The organism is Pseudoalteromonas ruthenica, from assembly GCF_008808095.1.
GTDB lineage: Bacteria > Pseudomonadota > Gammaproteobacteria > Enterobacterales > Alteromonadaceae > Pseudoalteromonas > Pseudoalteromonas ruthenica.
In genome coordinates, this window is record NZ_CP023396.1 from 1,674,009 (window position 1) to 1,686,574 (window position 12,566).

12 protein-coding genes are annotated in these 12,566 nt (G+C 48.2%); 7 read left to right on the plus strand and 5 right to left on the minus strand.

Going from position 1 to position 12,566, the window contains the following annotated elements:
- Positions 1-124: 124 nt before the first annotated feature.
- On the minus strand, positions 125-1,009 hold the full coding sequence (gene ilvY, locus PRUTH_RS07925; protein ID WP_151172999.1) for an HTH-type transcriptional activator IlvY: 885 nt from the start codon (positions 1,007-1,009) through the stop codon (positions 125-127).
- Between the two features lie 132 nt (positions 1,010-1,141).
- Here ilvY and ilvC point away from each other — a divergent pair, with 132 nt between their 5' ends.
- From ilvC to PRUTH_RS07945, 4 genes are all read left to right on the plus strand, one after another.
- Entirely contained in the window at positions 1,142-2,614 is a 1,473-nt protein-coding gene (gene ilvC / locus PRUTH_RS07930) for a ketol-acid reductoisomerase (protein WP_022945732.1), read from the plus strand.
- A gap of 103 nt (positions 2,615-2,717) precedes the next feature.
- On the plus strand, positions 2,718-4,631 hold the full coding sequence (locus tag PRUTH_RS07935; RefSeq protein WP_151173000.1) for a methyl-accepting chemotaxis protein: 1,914 nt from the start codon (positions 2,718-2,720) through the stop codon (positions 4,629-4,631).
- A gap of 104 nt (positions 4,632-4,735) precedes the next feature.
- A complete protein-coding gene (locus PRUTH_RS07940; RefSeq protein WP_026111222.1) occupies positions 4,736-5,905 on the plus strand; it encodes a tetratricopeptide repeat protein in 1,170 nt (389 codons plus the stop codon).
- Complete coding sequence (locus PRUTH_RS07945; protein ID WP_151173001.1) at positions 5,902-6,777, plus strand: M28 family peptidase; 876 nt, start codon at positions 5,902-5,904, stop codon at positions 6,775-6,777. The genes PRUTH_RS07940 and PRUTH_RS07945 overlap by 4 nt, the downstream gene beginning before the upstream one ends.
- Here the strand turns inward: PRUTH_RS07945 and PRUTH_RS07950 are convergent.
- Positions 6,746-7,093 carry a GIY-YIG nuclease family protein gene (locus PRUTH_RS07950; RefSeq protein WP_022945735.1) on the minus strand — a complete coding sequence of 116 codons (348 nt, stop codon included), beginning with the start codon at positions 7,091-7,093 and terminating at the stop codon, positions 6,746-6,748. The genes PRUTH_RS07945 and PRUTH_RS07950 overlap by 32 nt on opposite strands.
- A 69-nt stretch (positions 7,094-7,162) precedes the next feature.
- Here PRUTH_RS07950 and PRUTH_RS07955 point away from each other — a divergent pair, with 69 nt between their 5' ends.
- Positions 7,163-7,525 carry an outer membrane protein assembly factor BamE gene (locus PRUTH_RS07955; protein WP_022945736.1) on the plus strand — a complete coding sequence of 121 codons (363 nt, stop codon included), beginning with the start codon at positions 7,163-7,165 and terminating at the stop codon, positions 7,523-7,525.
- A gap of 77 nt (positions 7,526-7,602) precedes the next feature.
- Here the strand turns inward: PRUTH_RS07955 and PRUTH_RS07960 are convergent, their stop codons facing one another.
- From PRUTH_RS07960 to PRUTH_RS07970, 3 genes are read right to left on the minus strand one after another with little or no spacing between them, the layout of a single operon-like run.
- A complete protein-coding gene (locus PRUTH_RS07960) occupies positions 7,603-8,163 on the minus strand; it encodes a YdcF family protein (protein WP_151173002.1) in 561 nt (186 codons plus the stop codon).
- Complete coding sequence (locus tag PRUTH_RS07965) at positions 8,144-8,464, minus strand: RnfH family protein (protein ID WP_022945738.1); 321 nt, start codon at positions 8,462-8,464, stop codon at positions 8,144-8,146. Before PRUTH_RS07965 ends, PRUTH_RS07960 begins: the two co-directional genes overlap by 20 nt.
- Positions 8,461-8,904, minus strand: a complete 444-nt coding sequence (locus tag PRUTH_RS07970) for a type II toxin-antitoxin system RatA family toxin (RefSeq protein WP_022945739.1) — start codon at positions 8,902-8,904, stop codon at positions 8,461-8,463. Before PRUTH_RS07970 ends, PRUTH_RS07965 begins: the two co-directional genes overlap by 4 nt.
- A gap of 147 nt (positions 8,905-9,051) precedes the next feature.
- Between PRUTH_RS07970 and smpB the strand changes: the two genes are divergently transcribed.
- Both smpB and PRUTH_RS07980 read left to right on the plus strand, forming a co-directional pair.
- On the plus strand, positions 9,052-9,534 hold the full coding sequence (gene smpB, locus PRUTH_RS07975; protein WP_022945740.1) for an SsrA-binding protein SmpB: 483 nt from the start codon (positions 9,052-9,054) through the stop codon (positions 9,532-9,534).
- Between the two features lie 400 nt (positions 9,535-9,934).
- Complete coding sequence (locus PRUTH_RS07980) at positions 9,935-12,535, plus strand: TonB-dependent receptor (RefSeq protein ID WP_151173003.1); 2,601 nt, start codon at positions 9,935-9,937, stop codon at positions 12,533-12,535.
- Positions 12,536-12,566 lie beyond the last annotated feature (31 nt).

Below are 12,566 nucleotides of genomic sequence, written 5' to 3' on the forward strand. Positions count from 1 at the left end.
CCCTAAATTAAACGTCTCGACATGCTAGCAACACCCTTTTAACAGATCAGCAATAATTACAATCATTCACAAATTGCGTCCTTTTAATCACGCTTATAGAACCGATAGTGAATGCACTTAGGCATTATTTCAGTTGCGCCGCCAATTGCCAACATGCACCGAGTACTGATTCACTTAAACGGCGCTGTTGCGCGACTAAACCTATTTCAAAGGGCGGTGGCGCATTGTCCACATTTAAGATCTGCACGCTCTGTGCAAATGGGCTATTTTCTAACACCACCTGAGGAATTAGCGCAACACCCAACCCCAAAGATACCATAGAGACCAACGCCTCGTGACCGCTGACTTGCGCATAAATAGGCGGTTGTATACGCCGCTTTCGCCACCAGCTGATTAGTCGGGTACGGTTCTCTCCTTGCTCAGGAATAATAAAAGGCAGTTGCTGCCAAGGAATGGAAGGTGAGTTAGCCACTTGACGACTGATATCGCACGGTGTTTTAGGAGCAATAAATACTAATTGCGACCACCCTAGGCGGCGAAAGGCAATTTGCGCGGGTAACTTCGCTGGTTTAGCGGCGATAGCCATATCTTCATGGTGATCCAACACACGTTCTAACGCATAAGCAGGGTCGCCGGTATGCAGCTTTACTTCGACGCCGCAATAACGTTCGCGCACAGCACTTAATAACGGGTGTAAAAAACTATACGCGGCACTGACCGAGCAATAAATACTCAGCGCTCCTTGGAGCTCCTTCGCACCATGTAAACTAGCCTTTAGCTGTTGCCACTGCATCAACGTATTTTTCGCGTAGGTGATGAAATGCTCACCGGCATCGCTCAGCGCCACTTGACGATTGTCTCTGATAAACAACTTGGCACCTAACAGCTGCTCTAACTGCTTTATATTACGACTCAGCGTCGGTGCACTGATATAGCAGCGTTCACTGGCACGGCCAAAATGCAAGGTCTCCGCCAAGGCTAAAAAATATTCCAACTGTTTATGATGCATATTACTTTCCAGCATTTCATATTATGAAACACAGTAATACAAATATATCATTTTACGCAACATAAAAAGTGACCTACATTCTCTAGCAATGACTTTTCAAAGTGCAGCAATTTTTTATTCAAGGATTTAACCATGGCAAACTATTTCAATACCCTGTCTCTGCGAGAGCAATTGGCTCAATTAGGTCAATGCGAATTTATGGACAGCAGTGAGTTCAGCGACGGTGTCGATGCATTAGTGGGGAAGAAACTCGTGATTGTCGGTTGTGGTGCGCAGGGACTCAACCAAGGCCTTAATCTCCGTGACTCAGGTTTGAACGTAAGCTATGCACTGCGTGATTCTGCTATTGAACAACAGCGTCAATCATTTTTAAATGCCAGTGAAAACGGCTTTATCGTCGGGACTTACGAGGAGCTGATCCCAGACGCTGATTTAGTGCTTAACCTAACGCCAGATAAGCAACATAGCAGCGTCGTGGAAAAGGTCATGCCACTGATGAAACAAGGCGCAACTTTGGCCTATTCTCATGGCTTTAATATCGTTGAGGAAGGTCAACAAATTCGCGATGACATCACCGTGATCATGGTGGCGCCGAAATGCCCGGGCTCTGAGGTACGAGAGGAATACAAACGTGGTTTTGGTGTCCCTACACTCATTGCTGTACACCCAGAAAACGACCCTGAAGGCAAAGGTTTAACACAAGCGAAGGCCTATGCGGCAGGCACCGGAGGCGATCGCGCTGGGGTGTTGCTGTCTTCTTTTGTCGCCGAGGTAAAATCCGACTTGATGGGCGAGCAAACTATTTTGTGTGGCATGTTACAAACCGGTTCACTATTGTGCTTTGATAAAATGGTCGAAAAAGGCATTGACGCTGGTTACGCATCCAAGCTCATCCAATATGGCTGGGAAGTGATCACCGAAGCCCTTAAACATGGTGGCGTTACCAACATGCTCGACCGCTTAAGTAACCCTGCCAAGTTGAAAGCCTTTGCTTTAAGTGAGGAGCTTAAAACGATTATGCGCCCGCTCTATAACAAGCACATGGATGACATTATCAGCGGCGAATTCTCCAAAGGCATGATGGCCGATTGGGCCGAAGACGACACTAAATTACTTAATTGGCGCGAGCAAACAGCGCAATCCGCCTTTGAAAAACAACAAAATAGTGACGTGGAAATAGCTGAACAAGAGTTTTTCGACAATGGAATTTTAATGGTTGCCATGGTGAAAGCCGGCGTTGAGCTGGCGTTCGAAACGATGACTGCAGCGGGTATCAAAGCAGAGTCTGCGTATTATGAGTCACTGCACGAAACACCATTGATAGCCAACACCATTGCACGGAAGAAGCTCTACGAAATGAACCGCACTATCTCTGATACGGCAGAGTATGGCTGCTACCTATACAACCATGCTTGCTTGCCATTACTGCAACCCTTTATGGCGAATATTGACACCGACGTCATCGGTCGAGGCCTAGATAGCCAAGATTTAGGCGTTGATAACCAAGCGCTGATCCAAGTCAATGATGCACTGCGCGCTCACCCGGTCGAGCAAGTTGGTGGTGTACTGCGAGGCTATATGTCGGCCATGAAGAAAATTGTATAACCCTTTCGCTTGTTAGAAGCCAAGCCCAGCTGCTTTGCACTGGGCTTTTTTTATTGCAGCGGGTAGAATTATCTTAACCTACTTATTGTTGCCCTAAAGTTGTATGAAGCTAGCTCAACTCACAATTCGCCAAAAAGTCACGCTACTGGCCTCGTTTATTGCCATCGTAGTGGCGGCCATTATTGGCTCCATTTCACTGTATAGTGCTAAACAGGCTATTGCCGAGCGCATGCTCCACTCCGAGTTACCCGCTAAAGTAGAAGCCATTAATAACCATATCAGTAACGAGATTAACACCCTGCTCAATGCCAGTGAGCAGCTAGCTAGCAGCGCTATGGTGGCGCGTTGGGCGCAAACCCAAGGACGCGCCGATGACGCCCTGCTAATTCAGCAGTTGCAACAAGTCGCACAACAATATGATTTAGCCACTGCCTCTTGGGCTAACCGCAACAGCGGCGAATATTGGAATCAAGACGGCTTTTTACGCGTCCTCACTGCTGAGCAAGACGGCTGGTTTTTTGCTTTTAAAGACAGTGCACAGCCCCGCTCTATCAGCATTTATCAAGAAGCCCCAGGGGACGTGAAAATGTTCGTCAATTACCAGCAAGTCGGCGGACTTGGACTGTCTGGCCTGGCGAAAAGTATTGATGACATGCAGCAGATGCTCGAGCGCTTCACAATCGAAAAGTCTGGCTTTGTGTATGTAGTTAACAGCCAAGGCTTAGTGCAGCTGCACCCTGACGCAGCACTGGTCGCCAAAGCTACCCTAGAAGATATTTATCAACAACCGGTAAGCACAGCGCTACTGGGCAATGAGTTTGCGATCACTGAACTCAACCTGCACCAAAGTGACTACTTTGTTGCCGCCAGCCCTATCACTAATACCGATTTGTACGTTATTGCCCAAGTCCCTACAGATGAAGTCTTTGCCAGTGTCAATGCGCTAATGTGGCAGATTGTTATGATTTCCATCGTCGTTGCAGCGTTAATGTGTGTGGCTGGGTTTGTTTTAGCAACGAATATTACTGCCCCTATTAAAGACATCGCTCGACGCTTTATTGAGCTTGGGCAAGGGCAAGCACGCTTAGATCATCGTTTTGATACCCTGCGTCAACCCGAGCTGCGCGAGCTCACCAGCGGATTTAATGAGTTTTTATCGAAAATAGACAATGCGATTAAAGCGGTCGCACAGCAAAGCCAACAGGTCGGCCACAGCGCTAGCGAGTTGCGCCAGCAAGCCGGTGCTCAAGCCAGTTCGCTAGAGGAACAAAAGCAGCAAACGATCAGTGTAGCAACGGCTGCAAACCAAATGGAAGCCACGGTTGCAGAGATAGCCAACAACGCCGCTAGTGCAGCCTCGCTCACTGCCGAAGGGCAACAGCATAATGAGTTTAATCGTACCCAAGTAGCCGATGCACTGGCACAAATAAACAGCCTTGCCCAAGGCGTAGAGCAAATGAGCGAAGAGCTGCAAGAGTTGGTCGCCAAAACCTCAGAAATATCCGATGTGGTCAGTGCCATAACGGGAATATCCGAGCAAACTAACTTACTGGCGCTAAACGCAGCGATTGAGTCTGCCCGCGCTGGTGAACACGGCCGAGGCTTTGCCGTTGTCGCTGATGAAGTGCGCGCGTTAGCAAGTAGAACATCTAGCTCCACGGCACAGATTCAACGCACTATCGATAGCCTTAACGACTCTGCCAACAATATGGTGGCGCGTATGGAGCAAGCCCGTTCAGGCGCGCTGCGCAGTGTTGAAATTATGGAGCAAAGCAGCACCCTGCTAAATGATAACGCCAAAGCTAGCGAACAAATTAACGACATTACCACTATTATTGCCACCGCGACGGAAGAGCAAAGCTCGGTAATGAGTGATGTGAGCCGACAAGTTGAACTGATCAGCAGTGCCAGTGACGCTATCGCCATGCAAAGCGCCGATGTGAAAGCCACAGTCACGACCTTGCACGAATGTGCAGAGCAGCTTGATGCGTTAGTGGCAAGCTTTGATAAGCGCTAACACTCATTATTTGTAACAATTTAGCGCCCTAATGCTTGCCTCTCGGTCTATAATTAATCAATATGTTGTTGATTGTAGACCGAGGTTTTCGGTAGGAGGTAACAATGCGGTGCTTATCTTTGTTGGCCTTTATATTGTTGTTGGCAGGCTGTAGCAGTACTGAGCAATCACACCTGCCACCGCCGCCGGTGAATTTGACCTACCACCCCGAGCTTCAAGCCTTGCCTGTTGAAAGCATGGACGATATTTTCAACCTCAACAGCGATATGAAAGCACAACTCAATCAAGCCTTCGCTTCGCGTTTTGGTGATTTAAGTGCAACCAAACGCTTAATTATGTTCTTACTCAATAATGGCGATAAGAGTTTGCGTTATCAAAGTGGTGCTACGCTGACTGCTCAGCAGACCTATAACCAGCTCAACGCTAATTGCTTATCCTTGTCTATTTTGGCCTTCAGTATGGCCGAGCACTTAGGCTTAGAAGGTGAATTTCAACGCGTCCATATCCCCGAGTATTGGGCCCTCGACAAAGGCTACAACCTGCTCACCGGCCATATCAACTTAAAATTACGCATGCCAAAAGTGCGCCGTAGCGATGTCATTAACCTTTATGACAACCAAGGCGCTATGCTGGTTGACTTTGCGCCAGATATCTCCGGTGACAACTTCAAAACCACAACCATCAGCAAAGAGCGTGTAGCAGCAATGTTTTATAACAATAAAGGGGCGGCGGCGTTGGTGAATAACAAGCGTAACGAGGCGTTCAGTTATTTCCTAGCGGCTACACAGATGGACCCAAGCTACTCTGGCGGGTGGGGTAATCTCGGTATCTTATTTCGGGTGATCGAGGATTATCAGCGCGCCGAACAAGCGTATGACTATGCCTTATTAGCCGATGCGAACAATAATACAGCAGCGGGTAATTTAGCCATCTTGTATCAACTTACTGGGCGTCAGCAACAGGCTCAAGAAATTGAAACCGCGTTGGCAAATAAACGCAAAACTAACCCTTATTACCAAGTGGCCCTTGGCAATGAAGACATTGTAAAGAAACAATATAGCCAAGCTTTAGCGCATTTCCGCAAGGCCCGTGAGTTAGACGGACGCATGCATGAGAGCTACTTTGGACTGGCGCGTACCTATTACCTTATGGGCGATATTAAAGCCGCACGCAAGCACCTCACAATGGCACATCAGCGCGCGCAGTTTAAGTATGATAAAGAACGCTATCGCGGTAAGCTGGCAGCGCTGAATTTAGTTGCCAGTAATCGATGAGCAAATACACATGGCTTATTTTGATGTTGTCGCTGAGCTCTGGCGCTTCAGCGACAAACTGGCAAGATGATATCGCCTATTTATCTAGCCCGGCATTGGCGGGACGAAAAACAGGCTCAGCGCCGAGTAAGCTCGCTCAACAGTATATTGTTCAGCGTCTCACCGAGCTAGGTTATCGCACTGAACGCGCTGGTTTCTCTTTTACAAGTGGTTTTTTTGCCAACACTCAAGGCATTAACATCTTTACCAGCGAATGCCAAACCCGCTGTTTAGTGATCAGTGCTCATTATGATCATCTCGGCCGCCATGGTCAGCGCTATTATCCAGGAGCCAACGATAATGCCTCAGGAGTCGCTGCCCTGCTGTACTTAGCGCAGCAACTGCAAGCCATGAGAGAGCAAATTATTTTTGTCGCCTTTGATGGCGAAGAGCAAGGCCTGCATGGGGCCAAGCACTTTGTCGAAACTCAGCCTGCGCAGCGCCTGTATACAAACTTAAACCTCGACATGCTGAATCTAACCAACGCTCGCAGCAGATTGTTCGTATACGCGCCACATAAAATGTGTGCAGCGGCAAAGCAAAGCTTAATCAACAGCCCAGTAAAACTCAGTGTAGTGCGCTCGGGAAGAAGCATTAATCGCCGCTTGGGGAAAAACATCACCGATTGGCGCCGCGCCAGTGATCACTATGCCTTTTTGCGCCGAGGGATTGCGGCAATATTTATAACCGCAGCAGAAGATAAGCATTACCACAGCCCTGAAGATACCTTCGAGCATATCAACAAAGCGCGTTATCAAGCTACGCTGCCCATGCTAGCGCAATTTAGTCGCGCTCTACTCACTAGGCAGTGTCAGGCTGTAGCGCATCCATAATAGCCGCCGCATAATTATCGGTAGTGGCGATAAAATGGGCTTTCGTTGCGCGACGCATTTTTTTTACTTGCCATTCTAGCTTACAGGCGTCACTGCGTGAGCCAACTGGAGTCGCAAAAATGAGTGATAACGGTCCTTTGCCACGTAAATTCTTAGCCCCTTTACCCTGCTGATGAGCCTCAAAGCGCTTTACAACGTCGTTACTTACGCCTGTGTACCAATGGTTATGACGTGTCTGTACGATATATAACCACCACCACTGATGACTTTCACTTTCTATAAAACTATTTGCCTTCGCGGCGGTCTGATGTAGCATTTGACGCTTTACCTTCAGTGCACAATAGGTATCATGCTAACAATAATTAATAAGGACTGATAAACGAACATGCAGTGGTTAAAACCGTATTCGCTGGCCGTAGCCGTAGTTTTGTCATGCAGTATTCTAAGCGCATGCTCTAGTTGGGTCTACCGCATTAACATTCCCCAAGGGAACTTTTTAGAGCAATCTGACGTGGATCAGCTTCGCGTTAATATGACCCGCGAGCAAGTGTTGTTCGTGTTGGGTAAACCAGTTGCCGAAGATGCGTTCGACGACGACACTTGGCACTATCTATATGTATTTAACTTGGGCCGTAAAAACGAACAACGCAAGCAGCTTACGCTTGAGTTTGAAGACCAAAAACTCGCCCGAGTTATCTCTGACGACTACGAGCAACCAGAACAATTTAACACTCCTTTGGAGCAATAAACGCTCATAGGTGATACGTAATAGACTCACAACTTGGACTCTTACGTTGTAAAAACGCGGCTTTCATGCCGCGTTTTTTAATTCCCTGCTCGCCAAGCGGCAATGTTACGCAGCTCCCGAGCCATAACCTTTCGTTCATGAACCAGCAATGCCTGATATTGGCTCGCACTCACAGGCGTTTTGCAACCATGGTAAGTTCGTCTGTACTGGCTATATAAAGCGTCAAAAATGCTCGCCACTCGTGCTAAATGAAAACCAGAAGTAACGATGTGTAAGCGAGCCCTTGCATGGCTTGCCAACACTGGCTGACTAAGCAATGCATCCTCAAAGGTAAAGCGGCTCATCGTTGGCGCAAGCAGTGCTTTGGGCTCGACGCCTTGGGTTATTAAGTGCTGCTGTTGAAGCGCACTATGAGCCCAGGGTGATTGATTAAAGTGCTCCCCAAAGCCACCCGTGCACAGCACATGCGTCTGACCTTGGCTATTTAAACGATGATAGAGCTTAGCCGCATACTCTCCCCGGGCTCGAGCGATGTCACTCAGTTGCCCGAAGCGGTCATTCGGTGCTCCGAGCACAACCACCACGGCGTAAGAAAGCCCGCCATCAGCGCTTTGCGCGCTATTCTTTGACTTTACCACCGGTCACTTTATTGGCGCGCCCCTCTTCTTTGGCTTTTTCCGCACGACGACGGCGAGCCTCTTTGGGGTCAGCAATAAGTGGGCGATAGATTTCTACCCGGTCACCTTGTTTGAGCTCAGTATCAAGCTTGCAGGTGCGGTTCCACACCCCTAAGGTTAAGTTCGCCATGTCAATCTCAGGGCACTTGTCAACGATGCCCGACTTCAAAACGGCTTCTTCTGCGGTACTGCCCTTAGGGATCTCCACCCGTAGGGTGGTGGCTTTGTCCGGCAGTGCAAACACGACTTCGACTTCAATCATGCCCGCTCCCCATAAACGACCTTGGCTCGTTGGGTAAACGCTTTTACCATATTTTTAGCTACATCATTGAAAATACGGCCAAAAGCCATTTCCACTAGCTTGCTCGCGAACTCAAACTCCAATTTCAGGCTGACCTTACAAGCATGCTCATCAAGAGGCTTAAAATGCCAATGACCATGTAAGTGCTTAAAAGGGCCATCCACCAGCTGTAAGGCAATGGTATATGCTTGCTCATCGAGCTTGTTTTCTGTGGTAAACCACTTTTTTAAACCAGCCTTGGAAATCTCCAGACCGGCACGCATGGTATTGTCTCCCTGAGCAAAGACTTTCGAGTCGCTACAATGGGGCAAAAACTGCGGGTACGCGTCGACATCATTCACTAAGTCGAACATTTCTTGGCTGCTGTACATGACCAGCGCTGACTTTTCTATCTGGGGCATAACCTCTCCTCACAATAGCCGCAATTCTAGCAAGCTTTCTTGAGCGCCCCAAGTACCCTGTGCAAAACCAGAAAACTCCCTTTATTCATTGAGCGCTAAGCAAAAAAATGATGTAAATACACAGACAATCAGTATAATGGCGACGTTATGGCAAAGAAAAAAACCGCAAAATCGACCTCAAATACCATCGCGCTAAATAAAAAAGCGCGCCATGAGTATTTTTTACACGATAAATTCGAAGCTGGCGTTGAACTACAAGGCTGGGAAGTAAAGAGTATCCGTGCCGGTAAGGTCAATATCTCGGAAACGTATATTCATATTAAAAACGGTGAAGCGTTTTTATTGGGGAGTCAGATTCAGCCCCTTAATAGTGCTTCGACACACACAGTGTGTGATCCGATGCGCTATCGCAAGCTGCTATTGAATAAGCGTGAAATTGACCGTCTTATTGGCGCAACCGAACGCGAAGGGTACTCGCTTGTTGCCACCGCTATGTATTGGAAAAAATGCTGGGTGAAACTGGAGTTCCACCTCGCCAAAGGTAAGAAAATGCACGATAAACGTGCTGATACCAAAGATAAAGATTGGGCTCGAGAAAAAGAGCGCACAATGAAACATAAAGTCAGATAAAAGCGAGCTCTAGCTCGCTTTTTTATTACTCAAGAAATCCCTCTTAAATTCAACACCTTACTTATCACCTTCAGTTGGCATTCAGCTAAATCACTGGTCAATAACAAATTTTATTACAAATTACCCCTAATAGGTCATTGCCAAATTCTTGTAAAGAATGTTAATCTTATGTTGTTTGCTTGATTCACGACAGTCACCCTAACTGATTGTTAATCAACGACGTGTAGACATACTCCATCCCCGTAAGTCGGGAAGCTAAAAGGATTCTCTTGGCGACTCCTCACGCATTGACTGAGTATGCAGCCGTTTGCCCACGCCGATTGGCTTAGGTGTCTCTAGCAAATGTATTTAAGACAACTAAAAGTTTCCCTTTAGGAAACATAACAACAAGGATTTCAGGATGAGAAAGTTTACTCCGTGCACTGTGCGCACTGCCCTAAGCCTCGCTTTAGGCTCTGCTGCGTTATCCCTCCCCTCTGTTGCCAGCGCTGACGAAACCGGTGGTGAAGGCGTAGAACGAATAGAAGTCACTGGCTCGCGTATTAAGCGCACCGATATGGAAGGGCCGTCGCCAGTACAAAGCATTGGTAAAGAAGACATTGCCAATATGGGCTACGACAACTTGCAACAATTGCTAGAACGTATGCCTGTAGCCGGTAATGGCACCTTCTCTACTCGCGGCAACAACCAAGACTCAACCGCAAACGGCGGCGCCGCTGTTAGCTTACGGGGGCTGGGACCGGATGCCACTTTGGTGCTTATTAATGGCCGCCGAGTCGCCATCAGCGCCTTCGCCGAGAGCATCACCAATTCTTTTGTCGATATCAACTCGATTCCAGTATCAGCCATTGAACGTATCGATATCCTTAAGGACGGCGCATCGGCCATTTATGGCTCAGACGCTGTTGCTGGGGTAGTGAACGTAATTTTGAAAAAAGACATTGAAGGGATTGAAATCAACCTTGGCTACGGAGAAACGACCGGCCCCGATTATGATGAAACCACTGCAAGTTTAGTATGGGGCACAACCAGTGATAAAGGCAGTGCGTCGGTGATTCTGGACTACTTTAAGAATACCGGTTTAGAGTCTGCAGAAATGGGTAAACTGGGTACCGCAAACCAAGCGCCTTATGGTGGCATGGATTTTCGTTCATCACGTGGGTTCCCGGGCTACTTTTACGTCAATGGTGAAAAGACTATCGACCCGAACTGTCCACCCGAGAGTGCCACCGCCAGTGGCAGCTGTTTGTTTGACTATGGTCCGTACGGTTTTATCACGCCTCCTGCAGAGCGCGTAGGCGCCATTGCTCAGTTTGATTACAACTTCGATAACGATATCACTGCGTTTTTGGAAATTGCAGCGCAGCACAACACCTCTGAAGCCGGTGGTGCACCAACACCACTTGATGAAGACGCAGGCCTTACCGTTCCGGGCTCCCACCCTAACAACCCGTTCGGACAAGACATTGAAATTGGTCGTTATCGTACTGTTGATGCGGGTCCTCGCCGTTGGGATATCGAGTCTGATACACTGCGCTTCGTAGCTGGCTTGCGCGGTGTGATCAACGACTGGGACTGGGAAGTGGCCGCGCAAAAAGGCCGCTCAAAGTCAGAGCAAACGGGCGATCGCTCTATGGGTTGGGTCCGTGTTGATTTCCTACAGCAGGAGATTGATGCCGGTAACTATAACCCCTTCGGCGGTGTCCAAAACGATCCGGCGGTGATTGACCGCATTACCACCAGCTTAGTGCGCCGTGGTGAGTCGCATATGACTTCTTTTGATGCCAGTATCAGTGGTGAAGCGTTCGAATTTAACGATGCCATGGTGATGATGGCTGCAGGTCTTGAATACCGTGAAGAAGATGTCAGCGATGTGCCTGACGATCAATTCCAGCGCGGCCTTATCTTTGGTACTGAGTCCGTCTCTGCCGCCGCAGAGCGTGACCAGTGGGCGGCTTATGTGGAGTTCTCCATTCCTCTGCGCGATGACTTAGAGTTGCAATTAGCCGGTCGTCACGATGACTACAGTGATTTTGGCTCTACCACTAACCCTAAGGTTGCCTTGAAATGGGCGCCTAGTGATGAGTTTTCCCTGCGTGGTTCATGGGCACAAGGCTTCCGCGCGCCGTCTTTGGCGCAGATCGGTCTAGGCCCATCAGAAGAAAGCCAATTCTTCGTCGATACCTATCGCTGTCAAGCCACCGGACAAGATTGCGATCTACTTGATTACAATATCGAGTTTGCTGGTAACCCAGACTTAGAAGCTGAAGAGTCTGAGTCTTGGAACGTTGGTGCTATTTGGGCACCCACCACCGATTTAGGTATCTCTGTTGATGTCTGGAGCATTGAACAAGATAACAAAATCGACGAGCAAGACTTCGGTATGATTTACAACACGCACTGTAACGATCAAAACAGCACCGTGTGTGTACGCTTGCCACCGGCCAATGGCGAGGCGCTAGGCGTTATTCAAACCGTCAATAGCACCTTTGAGAACGTCTCATCACAAGAAGCATCAGGGGTTGATTTATCAACCAACTACAGCATGGACCTTGCCGACATGGGGCTATTGAAGTTTAATCTTGAATGGTCTTACATGCATGAGTTCAACAAAGATGACCGCGAGTATATTGGCGAGTACGAGTATCCTAAACACCGTGGCTTGTTTAGCACGAACTGGGAGTTCAACGACTTCAACGTCAATATGAATATCAGCTATATCGGTTCATTCGAGGACACACCGGATATCGACTTCGATGGTAACCTGGATTTCGACACCGAGACTTCTCGTGATGTTGCCTCGCAAACCCTCGTTGATATTCAAGGTGCTTATCACATCAATGATGCAGTACGCGTATCTGTGGGTGTGAATAACCTCTTTGACGACGAGCCGCCATTTGCCATTGGCGATGGTGATTCTGACCTTTACGGTTATGTATCGTCTATCCATAACCCCCGTGGACGCTACGTATACACCAACTTAACGTGGCGTTTTAACTAAGCCACTCACACAAAAAAGGCCGCGAATATCG